Genomic DNA, 20,123 nt, shown 5'->3' on the forward strand with positions numbered 1-20,123 from the left:
AAACCGACTTAAAACTCGGTAGAAACACTCTTAAGATGATAAAAAGTTAACCGGATGCTGAGGGCTTTTTGTTTATCTCCAGATTAAAAAACATCCGATTAATAATTACAAACAATCTCTCGAGGGGCAAGACAGTCACCTCAAATACACATGTTTAAGCCTCTGCGCCAAATAAAGGGCCGCTAGGAAATGAACAAATTCCACAACAAGGTAAGTGATGCCGGCGCCCATGTATGAATATTTTGGAACTAACACAAGCAATAAAGCAACATACCCCAATATTTTAAACATACTGACTGCCGTTCTCAGTCCAGGTCTTCCAACAGCCAGAAGCAACGGAGTTAGCCAGAATGTGGCTCCCGTAAAGAGAACCCCTATTGTCAGCACCCTCATGGTATTGGAAGCGGGCACGTACTGGTCACCGAAAATGAGGCCAATGAACTGTTCCGTAAACAGAAGTATTACGATAAGAACCGGTACTATGAATTTTAGCAGGCTCCTAACGGAAAACTTCACGATTTCAACTAGCCTGTCATATAAATTCAACGTTGAAAGACTTACAAGCTTCGGGAAAATTGCCTCATATAAGGGATCCGTAATCCTCCCAATCACTTTGATGACAGCCCTTGCAACTTTGTATAAACCCGCAGCCTCCGTGGTGAAAAAATATCCCAGCACCAAAACGGCGATTTTCCCCTCATTGGCTATCGTCAACGTCGCGTTAAAGCTCGTGTTGACCAGAAACCACGTTATCTCTCTCATCCTGTGCGAAAGAAGTCCTATTCTCGATGAAAACCAACTGCCAAGCCCCTTATCCCTAAGCATCCTGCTGACCACTATCTGAGTCAGTAAAAATTCAAAGAACGAAACGGCTACATAGGCGAAAAGTACACCCCTGATTCCGTAACCGAGATATAAGGCTATCAATACGGAACTCAGCTTAAAAACCGCCTTTGATGACTTAACGAAAACAATCGTTTTGAACTTGTCAAACACCCTGAAAAGTGCTTCGGACGTGGCATTAGCGGTAGCAATCACTAAGCTGAAAGAAAAAATCAGGACCAGTTCAAACCCGTCAGGAGATTTTATGAATACATCATTAGCCACTCCGGCAAGCAAAACACAGACCGCAAAAGCTAAAAGACCAGTTGCAACGTCAACTAAGTAAGAGAATTTTATCATTGATAAAGCATTGTCCGATTCATTTTTCTCCGTAAACTCACCCACATATTTCACAACGGATTCCCAGACTCTGAAATCAAGAAGAGAACTTACGATTTTCACGTAAGCGACAACCAAAGTCAGCAGACCAAAGAGTTCAAGCCCAAGAAATCTTGCCAGAATAATCATTTCCACTATGTTAGCAGCGGATGGAACGGACTTTGCCACAAAAAGCCAAGACACGTTTTTCGTAAGTTCCTTTTTGTCCGCTTTTAGTTCATTCATTAGGTACTTACCATGCTCTTTTTGAGGCTATTGCTGGATTGGGCTCGACGTAACAACCGTGAAACGCCCATAACTTGCAACAGTAAAATCAGGATAGCTTTGTCGAATCTGTGAATGCACCCACTTGTTGTCTTCAACGAAATACACAAACCGATCAGAAAGATAAGGAACTACACACTCCATTGTTTTCATGATGGCTTCGGAGTCATGGACACCATCGTCAATAAAAATATCGATTTTGTCATGGCCCAGAATGTCCCCCAAGTGTTCATGATTATCTTCATACTGATCAAAGTAATGCAGTTCCGGCATGTTATTTGCGAAAGCTCCCAAGCCCTTTAGCTTGTCAATATTCGCATTGAAATATTCAAGATCAATATCGAGACCTATTATCCGTCCAGATTCAAACAGATCGCACCACAAGGCAAGACCCGTTCCCTTTAAAATGCCGAGTTCTATGAGAGTAAAAGAGTCAGAGCTGGAAACGAAAGGGGCAAGATATCTTGCGTACACTTTCCCGTAATCATGAAACAACATGCGATCCCCCCCTTGCATGAGTCGACGCTCCAATTTGGCTTTGGTATGCGAATCATGGTGCTCGCTCATAACTCTACGAGGCAAACCGCCTATATATCCTCCATATTTTTGCTCTGTCTCGATCAGCCATCTTAGATTCCCAGGTCGCGAAGAGTTGTTTTTGCTAAGATATATTTGTTTCCGAATGTAAACTCTGGCAAAACGAATGTTTCGTTTAATAAAACGCCACATGCTCAAAATTTGATTCCTCCTATAATTTACTAGGTGAAAAATGTTGGAGCATAATATATTTCTATTCAAGTTAATGCTTTTATAGCAAGGATTTTACGTGAAGAGCTCTCTTACCAATGCGCTATAACATACTCTAATAGGAGAAGAATAGATTATTGTGAGGAGATTTGCGAATAATGAAAACACTATTGATAACGGTATTTGTTTCGGTGACCGCGTTCACGTTACCATTCAAAGCTGAACTATTCAGATTAAGCACATACGGAAACTGCACAATTTATAAAGAGATAAATGAATTCAATGATGAATTAAAAGGCTATCATCTTACATATAGCTTTGAAGGGACGGTTATTACAGTTCCGCACCGAAACCCGGTTATCAGGTCCAAGGCAGTTTCCGCTACACTTCAACCCTATATTCAGAGGTAATGGAAGAAATATTTAATGCGAGCAACGCTGATCGGATTTAGCGCAATCCTTATGTGGTCGCTGCTGGCCCTTCTGACGGCCTCATCAGGGAAAGTGCCGCCATTCCAGCTTGCCGCGATGTGTTTTTCGATTGCCGCCTCCATCGGACTGATCGCACTTTCCGCAAAGCCGTCGGGCTTTCGCAATTTGCGCCAGCCCTTGCACATATGGTTTCTCGGCGTTGGAGGACTGTTCGGCTATCACTTTTTCTATTTCACCGCACTGCGCAACGCACCGGCTGTTGAAGCGAGTCTGATCGGCTATCTCTGGCCCCTGCTTATTGTCGTTGGTTCAACGTTCCTTCCCGGAGAGCGGCTTGGCTGGCATCACATAACAGGCGTACTGGCTGGTCTGGCGGGAACAGTGCTGATCGTTTCGAAAAACAGCCTTTCTTTCGATGATAGCTTTGCCTTCGGCTATGGCGCGGCGCTGCTCTCCGCCTTTACCTGGGCTGCCTACTCTCTTCTGTCACGGCGGTTCGGCGCGGTTCCGACCGATGTCGTCACCGGATTCTGCGCAATGACGGCCACTCTTTCGCTCATCTGCCATCTGGCGCTGGAACAGACCGTCTGGCCGCAAGGAACCGGACAATGGCTCGCCGTCGTCGGCCTCGGCCTGTTGCCTGTGGGTGCCGCCTTTTACGCTTGGGACTTTGGAGTCAAACACGGCGATATCCGGGCCTTAGGTACTGCGAGCTATGCAGCGCCGCTGCTTTCAACCCTGATCCTTATTGCATCAGGTGTCGGCCAAGCCGACTGGCGCATCGCTCTTGCCTGCGTCCTGATCACCGGGGGTGCCGTGCTGGCCGCAAAGGATCTGTTGTTTGCGTCGGCGCGCCAAGAAGAACGGGCAGAGGAATGATGCGGATATTCGAATACGCCCTCGGTTCGCCACAGTTCGGCAGCCGCTAACAATACTTCTTTTATCCCTTGTCCAAAGCAAATGAGCGTATATATTTCAGAATAGATGAACGAACTACTCGAAAGCTTCATAAAGCACCTCTCGGACGAAAGAAACTATTCGGAACACACGGTAAAAGCCTACAGGGGCGATCTTGAGAATTTCTGCGATTTTCTCTTAAAAGAGGAAAAGAAAATCGAGGAAGCAGACGTCGCAACCATAAACGCGTACATCTCAACCCTCTACGGAAAAAACTCCCCTGCTTCGGTCGAGAGAAAAATATCGGCCGTGAGATCCTTTTTCTCGTATCTCGTAAAAAAGAACATCGTGGCACGGAACCCCGCAAAACTTGTGCGCACCCCTAAAAAAGAAAAGCATCTCCCCGTGTTTTTAAGCGTGGACGAGGTATTCAATCTCGTCGACGTAAAGGATCCTGAGAATAGCCCTCTTCGCGTGCGTGACAGGGCGATTCTTGAGCTTCTTTACTCAAGCGGCCTACGGGTAAGCGAACTCGCGGAAGCCACCCTCGCCAACTTGAGCATAGGAGAGGCGATAATAAGGGTGCGCGGCAAGGGGAACAAAGAGAGGATAGTTCCCGTGGGATCAAAGGCGCTTTCCGCCCTAGGAGAATATCTACAGATAAGGGAAAAGTTAAAACCCGTATCTGATCATATATTCCTTAATTCCAGGGGAGGCGGGATAACCACGAGAAGTCTCGCGCGGATAATAAAAAAATACGGTCTTGTCTCCGGGATATCGAAAAACGTAAGTCCCCACGTGCTTAGGCACTCTTTCGCAACACATCTGCTCGCGGGCGGAGCCGACCTTAGGGCGATCCAAGAGATGCTCGGCCACGCAAGCCTCTCGACCACTCAGAAATACACCCATCTCTCGGTCGAGCGGATAATGGAGGTATACGACAAGACCCACCCGAACGCCTAGGCGCTAGGGAAAGGAAGAAAGACTATGAGCCAGTTTCACGGAACAACGATACTCTGCGTTAAAAAAGACGGCCGGGTGGCCTTGGGGGGCGACGGCCAGGTGACCATGGGGGCGACCGCGGTAAAACATAACGCGAACAAGATAAGGAAGATGTACGGCGGGAAGATCTGCGCCGGCTTCGCGGGCTCGACGGCTGACGCCATGACTCTTTTTGACAAATTCGAGGGAAAGCTTGAAGAATTCCGCGGCAGCCTAGAGCGTGCCGCGGTCGAACTTGCGAAGGAATGGAGAACCGACAGGATCCTTAGAAGACTCGAGGCCCTGCTTATAGTGGCCAACGCGGAGACCATGCTTATAATTTCTGGAAGCGGAGACATAATAGAGCCCGACGAGAGCGTGATAGCCATAGGATCGGGAGGTCCCTTCGCCCAGGCAGCGGCCCTAGCTCTTGCCAAGTACTCGGAGCTCTCCGCCACGGAAATAGTTGAGCGCTCCCTTGAGATCGCAGCCGGTATCTGCATTTACACAAACAGCCACATATCGATAGAGGAAATAGAATAGATGTCCCAGGAATCCTATCTCACCCCCAGAGAAATAGTATCGGAACTTGACAAATACATAGTCGGACAGAACATGGCCAAAAGGGCCGTTGGCGTCGCACTTAGAAACAGGTGGAGAAGACAGAAGGTATCTCCTGAGCTCAGAGACGAGATTTCTCCCAAGAACATACTGATGATGGGACCCACCGGGGTCGGGAAAACCGAGATAGCGCGGCGTCTCGCGAAACTCGCTCAGGCACCCTTCGTAAAAGTAGAAGCGTCCAAGTTCACCGAGGTCGGCTACGTAGGGAGGGACGTTGAGTCGATGATACGGGATCTCACGGAGATAGCCGTCAACATGGTGACCGAGGAAGAGACCTTGTCCGTTAACACAAGGGCCAGAGAACTTGCCGAGGACAAGCTGATTGACCTGCTCGTTCCGACGCGCCCCGTCACGGAGGCGGATGGGGACATCGACGAGGCAAAAAGGAAAATGAGCGAGACCAAGAAGAAGATGAGAAAACTTCTCTGGGACGGAAAGCTTGACGACAGGGAGGTCGAGATAGAGATAACGGCGAGGTCACTCCCGATACAGGTGTTCAGTCAGGCGGGAGTGGAGGAGATGGATCCCGGGATCTCGGAGATGATCGGAAGTCTCATGCCCAAGAAATCAAAGGTGAGAAAGGTGAAGGTCCCTGAAGCCATGGACATCCTCACCGAGGAGGAAGCCCGAAGGCTGATAGACATGGACAAGGTAACGCAGCTCGCTTTAGAGAGAACAGAGAACTCGGGGATTATCTTCATAGACGAGATAGACAAGGTCGCAGGGAAAAACGGCGTTTCGGGCCCCGATGTTTCAAGGGAGGGAGTGCAGAGGGACCTTCTCCCGATAATCGAGGGAAGCAGCGTAACAACAAAGCACGGGATGGTCAGAACCGACCATATACTTTTCATCGGAGCCGGGGCGTTTCACGTCTCAAAACCATCTGATCTAATACCCGAACTCCAAGGGCGTTTCCCAATAAGGGTAGAGCTTGAGGCGCTCACAAAAGACGACTTCATACGAATCCTCACCGAGCCCAAAAACGCGCTCATAAAACAGTACACCGAGCTTATGAGGACCGAGGATATAAACCTCGTATTCAGCGAACAAGCGGTGGAAAAAATAGCTGAGACCGCTGCTGAGGTTAACAGCTCCACCGAGAACATAGGGGCGAGAAGACTCCACACCGTTCTTGAGAAACTGCTTGACGAGATATCCTTTAACGCTCCCGACATGAAGGAGAAGAAATTCACCATAGACAAAAGCTATGTCGAGGAGAAAATAGCCGACATCGTCAGGGACCGTGACCTCAGCAGGTACATACTCTAGGGAGCTTTTGTCATAACCCTCGCTTTTAGTTAGATTTTCTGAAAAACTCCTTGGAGCCAAGATGGATTTTAAAGACTACGACACAGAAGGCTTTTACGACGAGGTCTTCAAGGATAGTTCCACCCCGTACGAGTGGACTCGCTTTCTGACCGACAAAATAGAAAGCCTCTCCGACGGAGAACTCATCGAAAGGCAGAAAGCTGCCGAGATGAACCTCTTCGAGATGGGGGTCACGTTCACCCTCTACTCTGAGAAGAAGAAAGGCTCAGAAGAAAACATCTTCCCCTTCGACATAATCCCGAGAATAGTTTCAGCCGAGGACTGGGAGATAATCGAAAGGGGCCTTAAGCAGAGAATCCACGCGCTTAACCTCTTCATAGACGACATATACAACGACCGGAAGATCCTGAGGGACAAAGTGGTCCCCAAGGAGCTTATCCTCTCAAGCAGAGAGTTTCGCTTGGATTGCGTGGGTTTTTCTCCACCGAGGAATATCTGGTGTCACATCACGGGAACAGATCTCATAAGACATTCTGACGGCAACTTCTACATCCTGGAGGACAACCTCCGTTCCCCTTCGGGCGTTTCCTACGTGCTTGAGAACCGCGAGCTGCTAAAGCGCACGTTCCCCAAGGTGTTTGACGCGGTGGAGATAATGCCGATAAGCGATTACGGGCTCCATCTTCTGGACACTCTCCAGTATCTGCTCTCCGACAGAACGGCGAATCCCAAGGTGGTGCTTCTCACCCCGGGGATCTACAACTCGGCCTACTTTGAGCACTCGTTTCTGGCCAAGGAGATGGGAATAGAGCTTGTCGAGGGAAGAGACCTAATCGTAGTCGACAATTTCGTTTACCTGAAAACCACTAAGGGACCTGAGAAAGTAGACGTCATATACAGACGGATAGATGATAACTTTCTCGACCCGCAGGTGTTCCGCCCGGATTCCATGCTTGGAGTTCCAGGTCTTTTCAGCGCGTACAAGGCGGGAAACATCGCCATAGCGAACGCCCCCGGAGGAGGAGTAGCCGACGACAAGATAATATACGCCTACGTGGAGAAGATAATAAAGTACTACCTCGGGGAGGATCCGATGATTCCGAACGTGCCGACGTATATCTGCGAGGAGGACGAGGCCCGAAAATACGTGCTTGACAATATAGAGAAGCTGGTAGTGAAACCCGCAAACGAATCCGGCGGATACGGGATAGTGTTCGGTCCCAAGGCCACCAAGGAAGAACTTGCCCGGGCTAAAAGGAACATAAAGACCGATCCAAGAAATTACATAGCGCAGAAGACCATGGCGCTTTCTAGGGCCCCGGTGATAGTCGACGATCACTTTGAGGGACGCCACGTCGACCTAAGACCCTTCATTCTCTACGGAGAAGAGATATTCGTCCTGCCGGGAGGCCTCACCAGGGTGGCTCTTCGCAAAGATTCGATGATAGTTAATTCGTCCCAAGGCGGGGGAAGCAAGGACACGTGGGTTCTCGCTCCCGGAAATAACAGCGGGAGCAAAGGAGGCAAAAAATCCTAAGCCGCGTCGCAGAATCAATATACTGGATGAGCCGCTACGCCGAGCGCGCAGGAAACACCGCAAGGCTTATAAGCACTAATCTCGGCCTGGCTATCGACACCCACGACTCCGTTGAGCAGGAGTGGGATCCCATAGTAAGGGTCACGGGGGACATGGAACTTTTCAGAAGCCTCTATGAAAGCGCGACCCGAGAGAACGTAATAAACTTCATGGTGCTTGACCGCAACAACCCCAACTCCATCATCTCCTGCGTTAACCACGCCCGGGAGAACGCAAGCTCGGTAAGGGAGATAATCTCCTCCGAGATGTGGCTTCTCATAAACCGCTTCTACCACCGACTAAACAGCAACGAGGCCAAAGGGAAGCTGCTTGACAATCCCGGCAAGTTCTGCGAAGTGTCAAAAGTGCAGAGTCTTCTTTTTCACGGCTCTGGGTACATCAGCATATCCCACGGGGAGGCGTGGCATTTCTCGGAGCTCGGAAAGCAGATGGAGCGGGCCGATAATACCTCGAGAATACTTGACGTGAAGTACTACACCCTGCTTCCCAAGGCAGAACTTGTGGGAACGTCGATAGACAACATGCAGTGGATATCGCTTCTTAAGTCCTCAAACGCCCTTGAGACCTACAAGGCAAAGCACCAGCAGATATCGATAGAGAATGTGCTTAACTTCCTCATCCTCGACAACCAGTTTCCCCGATCGATAATCTACTGCGTCGCGCGCGCCGACGAGTCGCTTCACTGCATATCGAACAGCCCGGCGGGCACTTACAACAACGAGACCGAAAAGAAAATGGGGAGACTTCTCTCCGACCTTCGATTTATAAGCGTGGAGGAAATAATAGAGCACGGAATGCACGAATACCTGAGCAGTTTCCAGTCCCGCATAAACGAGGTCGGAAACCGCATATACGACGATTACTTCAGCTATAACCTAAAAAACGGCGTCCTTAGTGGCTTTGACGATATCTGAGAGGAAAAAACAAAATGACTTTCTGCGTGGGAATGAGACTCAAAGAAGGGATAATCGGCCTCGCCGACAACCTCATAATAACGGGAAACGAAGCCATACGGGCAAAAAAGGTCACCTCCCACAGGACCGGGAATAACTCATTTTTCCTGATGACCTCGGGTCTTCGCTCCGCAAGAGACAAGACGATCACCTACCTTGACGAGGCGCTTGAGCACCCCGAAGAACCCCTTGACCGTATCTATAAGGCCGTGAACCTGTTCTCAAAGCAGCTTCGAAAAGTAAAGGAAGAAGACGGAGAGGCGCTTTCCGAGTCGGGATTTACCTTCAACATGTACTCCATAATAGGAGGGCAGTTCGAGGACGACCCCGAGCCACAGCTTTTCCTAGTCTACCCCCAGGGAAACTGGATAAACGTGGGAACCACCTCCCCTTACGTGATAATAGGCGAGTCGAAATACGGAAAACCGATTATAAAAAGAACCCTTACCTACGACACGAGCCTAGATACCGCGCTTCGCATCGCGTACCTCGCGTTTGATTCAAGCCGCATAAACGCCATAGATGTCGATTTCCCGATAGACGTGATCGTCTACAGAACCAATTCGTTTTACCTCGAGCAGTACCGCTTCAGCGAAAGCGAGCTGGCCTATATATCCGAGTGGTGGCAGGAGAGACTCAGAAAATCGGCCGAGGAAATGCCTGCCGAATGGGTAAGGAAGATCCTTAACGGAAAACCCCAAAGTGCTGCTTAGCATAGATCACAACACGACCTACTCCTACGGGAGAGAAGTTGTTCTGGCTCCCCACACCGTTAGGCTCCGCCCGAGAGACGGCGGCGGGCAGATGACCCATATGTTTTCGCTCAGGACCACTCCCCCCGAAGCGGGAAGAAGCGTAAATTCCGATCTTGACGGGAATGTCACCATTACCCTGTGGTTTGTGGGCGAATTCGACCGCCTGGTGATTGACACCGGCTGCGTCGTTGAGACGCTCAGGGAAAACCCCTTTGATTTCATCCTCTCCGATGTAAGGTTCCTCGATCTGCCCATGCAGTACCCGCCGGAGCAGAAGGCCGCCTTGGGACCTTATCTGGCGGTGAGCAGAAAAACCGCCCTTGCAGTCACAGAACTTCGCGAGACCATTCTTTCTCGGACTCGGGGAAGAACCACGGATTTCATTCTCTCGCTCTGCGAGCACATACACGAAAACTTTCCTCATGTGGCGAGAGATGAGGGAGCCCCATGGCCCGCCGAGAGAACCCTCAGGGAAAAAAAGGGCTCCTGCAGGGATATTGTGGAGCTTTTCGCAAGCGTCTGCCGTTCGACGGGACTCGCGTGCAGGCACGTAAGCGGCTACGCCCTAAGTGAAAGGAGCAGGACAGGGAACGAGCTTCACGCCTGGGCAGAGGTCTATTTGCCGGGTGGGGGGTGGAGAGGATATGACCCTTCGGCAGGTCTTGCGGTCGCAGACCGACACGTAGCGGTCGCAAGCGGAGCGACCCATGAGCTTATCGCCCCTATTTCGGGAAGCTTCTACGGAGAGGGCGCCGAAGCCGAACTCCAGTTCCAGGTAAGGGTAAGGAAAACGGGGAAACGCGAAAAAAAAGCTCTGGGGCTTCTGTAAATCCAAGAAAGCTCCCCCTAACGCCCCTCCCTAAAAAATCGTGCGATCAAGATCCGGTTCATGCTATAATGGAAATTTGAGGGGAGTATCAGCTATACCTAAAGAATGCAGTAAGGGGGATTATCAACATGATTCGCAGGAAACTAATATCTCGGATAAAAGCGCTTTTCGCCACGTTTGCCGCGGGAGCAATCTTGATTCTTATCAGCAGCACGGGAGCCTATGCCCAGGAAGCGTTCGGCGTAAGCAGCGTTTTGCTTGAAAAAATCACGGTCACGGCGCGAAAGCGGGAGGAGCCGATCCAGAACGTTCCGCTCTCGGTAACGCATTTCAGTTCCGAGCAAATTGACACCCTTAAGGTAAGAAACCTTGAGAGTCTCACGGTAACGATGCCCAATGTCGCGCTTGACGACATCGGGACCGTGGGAGGAATTGCCAACTTTTCGATTCGCGGATCCGGGATAAACAGTTCCATCCCGTCTGTCGACCCGACAGTGGGAATGTTCGTAGACGGCGTGTATTTCGGGGCCAACATCGGCGCCTTGTTCGATACGTTTGATATTGAAAGCATCGAAGTGCTGAGAGGGCCCCAAGGAACGCTTTTTGGCCGTAACGTGATCGGAGGCGCAATACTTGTGAACACAAAAAAACCCGGCGACAGCCTTGAGATGTCCGTTCGCACCTCGTTTGAAGGAGGCGGAGAAAGCCTGAACTCCTATTACATGGGCACCGTCGGAGGTCCGTTAAGCGAAACCGTCAGCGCCAGGATAACCGCGTACACAAACCAGGATAACGGCTGGTTCAAAAACCTCCACACCGGCGAAGCTTTCGGCGATCTCGATATCCGAATGGTACGGCCGGTGCTCGTCTGGGAACCCATGGACGACTTGAGCCTGGTGCTCCGATACCAGTACGAGAGGGTTGACGGCGACGGCCCAGCGGCACAGAGTCACACGAACGGGTTCGGTGTTACAAACCCATTGGTTCCCTTTGACCGCGACAGCCACGACTTCAGCATTGACGAGAAAGGCAAAAGAGAAAACGATGCTCACTTTTTCACGGCCCAGATGGACTGGGAGGTGGATTTCGGTGGCGGAACGATAACAAACATCTTTAGCTGGCGCGATTCAGAAACCTCCTCTTTAGTCGACCTCGACGCTTCTCCGCTTAATCTCCTCCACGCGGAGGCATGGAGCAACTACAGTCAGTTAAGCAACGAGTTGCGTTACTCGGGCAGGTTTCTCGAAAAACTCCACGCAACCACGGGAGTTTACTACTTTACAAACGAGATTAACTACCATGAGCGCCGCTCCCTGCTTACCGGCGCTATTTCTCTGCTCGGAGGCGGAAATTACGACATTGAAACTCTGGGTCTGTTTCTGTCCTTGGACTATGATCTCACGAGTCAGTTGACGCTCACCGCGGGCACACGATACACGCGTGAGAAAAGAGAAGCCGAAATAGCCCGGATCGATGCCATTCAGCCCTGCAACATCGTGGAAGGCCCAGCCTGCGAGTTTGACTTTACAGGCGAGGAAACTTGGCACAGTTGGTCACCCAAGCTAGGCGCCGCCTATTACATAAGCCCCGGAGCCAACGTTTACGGACACTGGACTAGGGGATTCCGCTCGGGAGGCTACAATCTGCGCAACCTTATTCCCATTGAGATCCAACCCCCGGGACCGTATGATGAAGAAAAGATCGACAGCTTCGAAGCCGGATTCAAGATTTCAAAAGACCGCGGACGTCTCTACGGGGCGGTTTTCTACAACATGATTGATGACATGCAGAGGGAGATCAACTTTTCCGATGAAACACTACCCGGCGGCATAGTCCAGCTGATCGACAACACTGCCGACGTTGAGATCTACGGATTCGAGCTTGACGGACTGTTCGCCATCACGGAGAGCCTGTTTCTAGTCGGTTCGGCGGGGTACCTGAATCCCGAGTACACCAAGGTGAAACAGGACCTGAATCGCGATGGCACCTTGGATGAAAATGACTTAGCCCTTGAGGTTCCCCGCGCCGCAAAGTGGACTTACAGCGTGGGACTTACTCACGACACGGGAACGACTAACTGGGGTCGGATGACCTCCCGCATAAGCTACGCTTACCGAGATAAGGCATATTTCACCGATGACAACAGGGGCTACATCATGGAGCAGAACATCCTTGACGCAGGAATTGACATAACTCCCGCAAACGGCCGGTTCTCAATCGGTCTTTACGGCAAGAATCTGCTTAACGAAGTCAAGCATGGAGGCGACAGCCAGCTACCCGCCACGCTGTCGGGTCTGGCGGATCTGGGTGGCACGTTCTCGCCGCTTGCCAAAGGCAGGATTTTTGGAGTGCAACTGACCTACAGGCACAGGAGTTAACGGACCGGTAACCGCGGAAAGACATCTTAGACTTAAATTCCATCTCCGCCCGCAAGCGGCTTTCTCACTTGCGGGCGGATTTTCCATCCGGGACACGCCATCTTAGTACTCTGCCCCGAAATCTGAATTCTCATATATGATTATCCCCGGGTGTTGTAATAAAAACCCCGGTTGCTATATAATGTTTTTTTCGCAAAAAGGAGTTTTTCATGGACAACTCGGCAAAAAGGGCAGAGATACTGGTTGAAGCCCTCCCGTACATAGAGGCCTTTCACGGCAAAACCGTAGTGGTCAAGTACGGGGGAAGCGTCGCCAGCGAAGATCTCGCGAATTTCGTGCGTGACCTGATACTCATGAAATACGTCGGGATAAAACCGGTAGTGGTGCACGGGGGCGGCCCGCAGATCCAGGAGCATCTCGACAGTCTGGGAATAAAATCCGACTTCGTCGCCGGGCTTCGAGTTACAGACGAGCAGGTAATGGAAGTGGTAGAGATGGTGCTTGTCGGGAAGATAAACCAGCAGATCGTAACGTCGATAAATAAACACCAGATGGAAACGGTAGGACTTTCGGGCAAGGAAGGAAAACTCATAAAGGCCAAAAAATTCGATCTGCAGAAATTCGCCGCCGAGCACAAAATAGACATTCCCGAGGACTCGGACCTCGGGTACGTCGGGGAAGTCCAGGAAATAAACCCCGAGATAGTCAAGGTTCTTGAGAGCAAGGACGTCATTCCGATAATAGCCCCGATAGGCGCGGGGGAGGACGGAACCACCTACAACATAAACGCGGACCATGCGGCGGGAAAAATAGCCGGGGCACTTCGCGCCGCAAAGCTCATACTGCTTACAAACGTGGACGGCATACTCGATAAGGAGGAAAAGCTCATATCCTCCGTGACGAAAAAGCAGGCCGCAAAACTTATCCGCAACGGAACAATAAACAGCGGAATGATCCCGAAGGTGATGTGCGCGCTTGAAGCCTTGGAAGAAGGGGTAGAGAAAGTGCACATAATAAACGGAAAGGTGAAAAGGGCTTTGATACTCGAACTTCTTACCGATTCCGGAATAGGGACGGAGATAACTCTTTGAGGTAAGAGGATATGAAAGACCCAAGGGCAAAACACCTGATGGAGACCTACAGCCGTCTCCCCATAACGATGCAGAAGGGAAGCGGTTCGTGGCTATGGGACACCGAAGGCAAAAAGTATCTTGACTACACAACTGGGATAGCCGTTAACAACCTCGGGCACTGCCACCCGAAGATCAAAGATGCCATAATCTCCCAAGCGGCTACTTTAGTTCACACCTCAAACCTCTTTAACATAGAAAACCAGAGCACACTCGCAGAAATGCTCATATCAAACTCGTTTGCGGACAGGGTGTTTTTCTGCAACAGCGGAACCGAAGCTGTTGAGGGTTCGATAAAACTCGCTAGGAGGTGGGGAGCGCAAAACGGCGGAAGACACGCGATCATCTCAACAGAAGGAGCTTTTCACGGAAGGACTTTAGGGGCGCTTAGCGCGACGGAATCGGAAAAATACAGAGAGGGATTCTCTCCTTTTCTTGAGGGATTTCACTTCGCTCCCTACGCGGACCCCGACGCGATAGCCCGCCTGGCCGCCGAGACAAACCCCTGCGCGGTCATTCTCGAACCGGTGCAGGGAGAAAACGGAGTCATCGTTCCGCCCCCGGGATACCTAAGGCAAGTAAGGGAGATATGCGGGGAAAACAACATTCTGCTCATACTTGATGAGATCCAAGTCGGGATGGGAAGGACGGGAAAACTGTTCGCCTACGAGCACGAGGACATAAGGCCAGACATAGTGGCTCTTGCAAAGGCCCTCGGCGGCGGTGTGCCGTGCGGTGCGGTTCTGGCCACGGAGGAAGTGGCGAAGCACTTCACTCCCGGGGCACACGGAAGCACTTTCGGCGGGAACCCCTTGGCCGCGGGGGCGGCATGCGCCACGATCGAAACAATACTCAAAGAAAACCTGCCCGAGAGAGCGGGCAAGCTCGGGAACTATTTTCTCGAGAAGCTTGAAGAAATACGGCAAAAGTATCCCGAGTACATAAAGGACGTAAGGGGAAAAGGGTTTATAATCGGGGTTGAGTTTTTTGACGGGGATTTCGCGCGGGACTGTTTTTCGGCTTCGGTTAAAAACGGACTTTTAGTTATTCTTACTGTCGAGCGCGTGTTTCGGATTCTCCCTCCGCTCAATACGAGCGAGGAGGAAATTGACTTTGCCGTCGCGGCAATAACGAAATCCATCGAGGAGGTAGTTTCAAATGGGTAGGAGTCTTCTTGCAGTCTCTGACCTTAAAAAAAACGACTTCAGGGGAATACTCCGTCGCACGGGCGAACTAAAGGAACTTAAAAAACAAGGCGGGAGTCCCAAGAGCCTTGAGGGTATGTCGGTAGGCCTTCTCTTTGAAAAACAGTCGACCAGAACAAGACTTTCCTTTGAAGCGGGGCTTTTTGATCTGGGCGCCCAGGCGGTTTACATGAATCCTGCGGACACTCAGCTCGGAAGGGGAGAAACCATAGCCGACACGGCGAAAATTCTCTCCTCCTATCTTGACGGAATAATAGTAAGAACCTACGGACAGGAAAAGGTTCAGGAGCTCGCGGAGAACTCGTCAGTTCCCGTTATAAACGCCCTTACCGATCTTGAACATCCAACGCAGATAATCTCCGATCTTTTCTCGATCTCGGAGCAGGGAGTGGACCCAGAAAGTTTCAAGCTTGCCTTTCTCGGCGACGGAAACAATATCGCCAATTCCTTCGTGGCCGCTTCCGCGATAATGGGATTTGATCTTTCGGTTGCGGTTCCCCCAGGACATGAACCCGACCCGACAATTATGGGCGAGGCCACGGAACACGGAAGTTCCAAAATCGAAGTCACCTACGACCCCGCCTCCGCTGTAAGAGATGCCAACGTGATCTACACCGATGTCTGGGTAAGCATGGGAGAAGAGGGAAAGGGAACTGAGATTTTCAGGCCCTTTCAGGTAAACAAGAAGCTTCTTTCCCTCTGCAGTAAAGACCCATTGATAATGCACTGTCTCCCGGCACACAGGGGAGAAGAGATAACCGCGGAAGTCATGGACAGTCCGCGCTGCGTCGCCTTCACGCAGGCCGAGAACAAGCTTCACGCGGGAAAGGCCATACTTGAATTCTGTCTTCAGGATTAGCCGTAAGGCTTAGTCAGTAAATCCGCATGCCATGATCGAATCTGGCGTTTAACCGACTAGCGCAAAAACTCTTTTATGTTCCGTGCGGCCTGTTTCGTCATTCCCTTAACGGAGGCAAGTTCTTCGGCGGTGGCTCCTTTTATTTTCTCCACACTCCCGAAGTGATTAAGAAGCAGAAATTTTCTTTTTTTCCCTATACCCGGAACGCCGTCCATCTGCGAAGCCAGGGTTTTATCCTTCCTTAGTCCCCTGTGATAGGTAATCGCAAAGCGGTGGGCCTCGTCCCTTACCCTCATCAGGAAGTAAACACCCTTTTTGTTGGAAGAGAAATCGCAGGGCTCGCCATTTCCATGCACGTAAATCCTGTCAACTCCGGATCGACCTTCGGTTTTCGCTATAGAGGCAAGATCGACCTCATTTTGCACCCTGCAGTCCTGAAGCGCGGCGTAGGCAGCGTTTAGCTGTCCCTTGCCTCCGTCTATAAGAATGAGGTCGGGAAGATCCCAGTTATCCTCCGCCGCCCTAAGAGCCCTCCTGTAAACTACCTCGTACATCGACCGGAAGTCATCCTGCCCCGTGGTGGCCGTGATTCTGTATTTTCTGTACCTGTCCCTCTCCGGTCTCGCGTTTCGAAACCTTACGAGCGACGCGACCGTCTGGCTCCCCTGAATATTTGATATGTCAAAACACTCTATGGTATAGGGAATCCGTTTTATCCCGGCTGACTTTCTTATGCTTCGAAGAAGCGTGCCCTGCCTAGCTTTTTCCTCGGCCTTTCTCGAAGAACTTTCCTGTGCGTTTTTCATGGCGAAACGCACAAGCTCGTTTTTAGGCCCTCTACGGGGGGTCTCGAGGTAAACACGCTTGCCTCTTTTTTCGGTAAGCCACTCTGAGTACCCTTCTCGGTCCCTTATGGAAAGAGGCAGCAGTATCCTCTTGGGGACGTAGTGATCTGAGAAATAAAACCTGCCGAGAAATTCCCTCAGGCATTCGGCCTCATCGCCGTGGAGACTCTTTACCGAAAAATCAAGCTTGTCGACCACGGAACCTCCTCTCGAAAGCAGAACGGTAAATTCGTACTGTTCCGATTCCCGGTAAAAACCCACTATGTCCATATCTTCAAACTTCGAGGAAGTAACCTTTTCGATCTCGGCGTTTTCTCTCAGGCTCACAAGCTGATCCCGGTAGTAGGCCGCGTTCTCGTATCTCCCCTCCTCCGAGGCCTTTTGCATCATCTCCCTGATCATCCTCACGAGTTTTTTCCTCTCTCCCCGAAGAAACGATGTCGCCTGGCGTACCAGTTCTCCGTAGTTTTCCTCCGAGATCTTGCCCGCGCACGGCCCCGAGCAAAGCTTCATGAAGTAGTTAAGACAGGGACGGGCCCTGTGTCTTTCGAACTTGCCCTGAGTGCAGTCCCTGAGAGGAAAAAGTCTGTGGACAAGATTTATTGTGCTTTTCAGAAACTTCCCAGAGGCAAACGGACCGAAATAAAGCGCCCCGTCATCCCGTACTCTCCTTGTGCGTGAAAGCCTGGGGAACTTATCTCCCACGGAGAGACGAAGAGAAGAGAAAGTCTTGTCGTCCTTAAGCCGTATGTTGTACTTCGGCTTGTGGCGCTTTATAAGGGAATTCTCGATGAAAAGGGCTTCGCTTTCTCCCTCCGTCACCACGTAGTCGATCGAGTCGACCTCTCTTACCAGATAGGAAATCTGTCCTCTGTCCCTTCCCCCCTGGAAATAGGACATTACGCGGGAACGAAGGTTCTTGGCCTTGCCTATGTAAACAGGGGTGCCGCCCGCCCCTTTCATTATGTAAACCCCGGTTGTGGAGGGAAAAGATTCGGAAAGCTCAAGAATTTTTTCACGCATAAGATGTAAAAATCAGAAGCCGCTATACGTCAAGGTCCTTACCACTGGTCTTCTAATTCCTTAATTAAACAATTTATTTGAGGCCCGTTGTTGCCACTGACATTAAAATAAGAGCTGATCCTGCTTCTCAAATTCTTGGCTTTTCCTGTATAAACAGGCCTGCCGGATGCATTTTTCACAATATATTTTAAATAATTGAAAATATTTTTCAGATTATAAAGCTATAGAGACAGCACCAAGCTGGCGTGAAAATTGTCGGAAATATGCATTGAAAGGAATTCAGGCGGGGCAGCCTCTTAATAATTTCAAGACGGCTGCTGGAATGTTTTATTTGTTTTTTTCAACTCGGTTAAAACCACCGAAATCGTAATCAGCGTATTGATGGCAAGTAGTATCAGATCCGTGCGTAAACCCATTACCATGCTTGGCACGAGTCCAAAAAGCGACAGTAAAAACACAACTAGGCTGATAGCCGTAACAACTGGGATTACTGTACCGAAGCTTCTTCCTTTGCATAGAATTGAGGTAAGGACCATAGGTGCCATGAGAGCAGTACCCATGAATCCCGACACAGCAAGAGATATAATTCCCTGAGAGCTCTTCATGGCAACAATGAAAGCGGCTATGCAAAATACCAGTATCACTAGTTTCACAAAAACAATAGGAGATACTTTTAACTTCCTGCTAAACCTGCCAAGAGCATTGTTAATCTCAGATCCAAGAGCGAAAAACTGAGAGTCGGATGTGGACATAGCTGCCGCCAGAATACCTATCAAGGCAACGGCACCTATAACAGGATTCTGCTCAAGTATCAGTTTACCGATGAACTCCGGACCCGTTTTAGCCGGTATTGCAACTGCACCGTATAAACCAATTATAAGGCCCGCTATCAGAAGCAGGAAGGTGAAAGACGCATGCAAAACCGGGATTTTGCGCCTCTCGTTCAAACCCTTCAGAATGCTGAGCCTCGAGGTCAACTGAGGTTGCGACACAGGCAGCAGCACAATTGATATAAATCCCGCAATAAGCCACTGAACCGATAACAACCCCTTGGGGCCGGGAGTAGACAGCAGTTCAGGTTTCTCCGCCGCTACGGCCTGAACTAATTTCCCAAGACCTCCAAAGTTATCCAAAACAATGAACGCCATTATCCATATAACGGTAAACAGTACAACTCCCTGAAGTGAATCACAGTACATAATACCCCTGAGTCCTCCTATGGAAGAGTACAGATACATAAGAAACAGTATAATGACAGCCCAACCCCACTGGGGAACTTCATAGGGAACAATATGGGCTAGAATGCCCGACGCTCCTTTTATTTGAATTGCTATGTAGGGAACGAGAAATATGACAAGGCCCAGAACATACACGAAAACTCCACGGGAACTAAAAGTTTCACGTACCAGATCCGATATGCTCCGAAAATCCGTTGAAGAGATCCTTTCCCTTAATTTGAGTGAGAGCCAAAGCGTGAAAACGGCTAAAGCCATATCGGTAACGCCAAGAAATATCCATGTTCCCACGCCGTGTACGCGGAAGAAATTGGGCATCCCTATCAATATGAATGTACTGTAGAGGGTAGCAAAAAAGGTTAAGAAGCCAATTATAGTTCCAAGACTGCCGCCGGCAAGAAGGAACTGATGCTCATCCCCTTTGTTTTTCCTGTTTCCTATGACAGCGAGGGATATCAACACTGCAAGATATACTAGTGCAACCGCAACAAATGCCATTCCCCTGTTCATGTCTATTTCTTCCTCTTATATGAGTAGACTACCCTTGGTCACCGGACGTAAGCATTGCCAAAACAAGCAGCACATATATGCAGAGTGATATTCCCAACCCAGCCCAGAGAGTCCTAGGGAGTCCCAGAAAATATGGCTCCGCCACTCCATAGGGAATTACCAGAGGAGTGAAAGACACCGCCGACAGAATAGATACCGCCACCCCAAAGAATATCCATCGATTCTTGTTATTCATATCTAAAACACAACTGCCTATTAAGGTTAGAGTTTCTGAAGAAACCAACCTACTAAATCTACAAGAAAGTGTCAAATAGATTAAGGCTAAATATAAATTTCTTTACAATTATAGACAAGTTAAATATGCCGATAA

General features: G+C 50.0%; 18 protein-coding genes. 12 read left to right on the plus strand and 6 right to left on the minus strand.

The annotated features are described in order from the left end of the window. Positions 1 to 135: 135 nt before the first annotated feature. Entirely contained in the window at positions 136 to 1,446 is a 1,311-nt protein-coding gene (locus F4X55_06265; protein MYC40591.1) for an oligosaccharide flippase family protein, read from the minus strand. Positions 1,447 to 1,473: 27 nt separating this feature from the next. Further along, entirely contained in the window at positions 1,474 to 2,214 is a 741-nt protein-coding gene (locus tag F4X55_06270; protein MYC40592.1) for a class I SAM-dependent methyltransferase, read from the minus strand. Positions 2,215 to 2,657: 443 nt separating this feature from the next. Here F4X55_06270 and F4X55_06275 point away from each other — a divergent pair, with 443 nt between their 5' ends. The 12 genes from F4X55_06275 (at position 2,658) to argF (ending at position 16,140) form a co-directional block, all read left to right on the plus strand. Further along, on the plus strand, positions 2,658 to 3,542 hold the full coding sequence (locus F4X55_06275) for an EamA family transporter (GenBank protein MYC40593.1): 885 nt from the start codon (positions 2,658 to 2,660) through the stop codon (positions 3,540 to 3,542). A gap of 105 nt (positions 3,543 to 3,647) precedes the next feature. Continuing rightward, positions 3,648 to 4,523 carry a tyrosine recombinase XerC gene (xerC, locus tag F4X55_06280; GenBank protein MYC40594.1) on the plus strand — a complete coding sequence of 292 codons (876 nt, stop codon included), beginning with the start codon at positions 3,648 to 3,650 and terminating at the stop codon, positions 4,521 to 4,523. A gap of 24 nt (positions 4,524 to 4,547) precedes the next feature. Then, positions 4,548 to 5,084: an ATP-dependent protease subunit HslV gene (hslV, locus tag F4X55_06285; protein ID MYC40595.1), complete on the plus strand. Its 537-nt coding sequence runs from the start codon at positions 4,548 to 4,550 to the stop codon at positions 5,082 to 5,084. Then, on the plus strand, positions 5,085 to 6,434 hold the full coding sequence (hslU, locus tag F4X55_06290) for an ATP-dependent protease ATPase subunit HslU (GenBank protein MYC40596.1): 1,350 nt from the start codon (positions 5,085 to 5,087) through the stop codon (positions 6,432 to 6,434). A 61-nt stretch (positions 6,435 to 6,495) separates the two neighbouring features. Beyond that, positions 6,496 to 7,971, plus strand: a complete 1,476-nt coding sequence (locus F4X55_06295) for a circularly permuted type 2 ATP-grasp protein (protein ID MYC40597.1) — start codon at positions 6,496 to 6,498, stop codon at positions 7,969 to 7,971. Further along, positions 7,965 to 8,945 (plus strand): alpha-E domain-containing protein, encoded by a 981-nt coding sequence (locus F4X55_06300; protein MYC40598.1) that lies wholly within the window; start codon positions 7,965 to 7,967, stop codon positions 8,943 to 8,945. Before F4X55_06295 ends, F4X55_06300 begins: the two co-directional genes overlap by 7 nt. 14 nt (positions 8,946 to 8,959) lie before the next feature. After that, positions 8,960 to 9,697: a peptidase gene (locus F4X55_06305; protein ID MYC40599.1), complete on the plus strand. Its 738-nt coding sequence runs from the start codon at positions 8,960 to 8,962 to the stop codon at positions 9,695 to 9,697. Further along, entirely contained in the window at positions 9,687 to 10,568 is an 882-nt protein-coding gene (locus F4X55_06310) for a transglutaminase family protein (GenBank protein ID MYC40600.1), read from the plus strand. Before F4X55_06305 ends, F4X55_06310 begins: the two co-directional genes overlap by 11 nt. A 128-nt stretch (positions 10,569 to 10,696) precedes the next feature. Further along, positions 10,697 to 12,946, plus strand: coding sequence for a TonB-dependent receptor (locus F4X55_06315; protein ID MYC40601.1), 2,250 nt, complete (start codon positions 10,697 to 10,699; stop codon positions 12,944 to 12,946). A gap of 209 nt (positions 12,947 to 13,155) precedes the next feature. After that, positions 13,156 to 14,037, plus strand: coding sequence for an acetylglutamate kinase (argB, locus tag F4X55_06320; GenBank protein ID MYC40602.1), 882 nt, complete (start codon positions 13,156 to 13,158; stop codon positions 14,035 to 14,037). Between the two features lie 11 nt (positions 14,038 to 14,048). Further along, complete coding sequence (locus F4X55_06325; protein ID MYC40603.1) at positions 14,049 to 15,242, plus strand: aspartate aminotransferase family protein; 1,194 nt, start codon at positions 14,049 to 14,051, stop codon at positions 15,240 to 15,242. Then, positions 15,235 to 16,140, plus strand: a complete 906-nt coding sequence (argF, locus tag F4X55_06330; protein MYC40604.1) for an ornithine carbamoyltransferase — start codon at positions 15,235 to 15,237, stop codon at positions 16,138 to 16,140. Before F4X55_06325 ends, argF begins: the two co-directional genes overlap by 8 nt. Before the next feature lie 56 nt (positions 16,141 to 16,196). Here argF and uvrC read toward each other — a convergent pair whose 3' ends face one another. The 4 genes from uvrC to F4X55_06350 form a co-directional block, all read right to left on the minus strand. Beyond that, positions 16,197 to 18,008 carry an excinuclease ABC subunit UvrC gene (gene uvrC, locus F4X55_06335; protein MYC40605.1) on the minus strand — a complete coding sequence of 604 codons (1,812 nt, stop codon included), beginning with the start codon at positions 18,006 to 18,008 and terminating at the stop codon, positions 16,197 to 16,199. Between the two features lie 38 nt (positions 18,009 to 18,046). Continuing rightward, positions 18,047 to 18,220: a hypothetical protein gene (locus F4X55_06340; GenBank protein ID MYC40606.1), complete on the minus strand. Its 174-nt coding sequence runs from the start codon at positions 18,218 to 18,220 to the stop codon at positions 18,047 to 18,049. A 93-nt stretch (positions 18,221 to 18,313) separates the two neighbouring features. Next, entirely contained in the window at positions 18,314 to 19,753 is a 1,440-nt protein-coding gene (locus F4X55_06345; protein ID MYC40607.1) for a hypothetical protein, read from the minus strand. Between the two features lie 28 nt (positions 19,754 to 19,781). After that, the gene (locus tag F4X55_06350; GenBank protein ID MYC40608.1) at positions 19,782 to 19,988 is read right to left on the minus strand and encodes a hypothetical protein; all 207 of its coding nucleotides are present in this window, start codon (positions 19,986 to 19,988) and stop codon (positions 19,782 to 19,784) included. Between the last annotated feature and the right edge of the window lie 135 nt (positions 19,989 to 20,123).

This window comes from Candidatus Dadabacteria bacterium (assembly GCA_009840385.1).
GTDB lineage: Bacteria > Desulfobacterota_D > UBA1144 > Nemesobacterales > Nemesobacteraceae > Nemesobacter > Nemesobacter australis.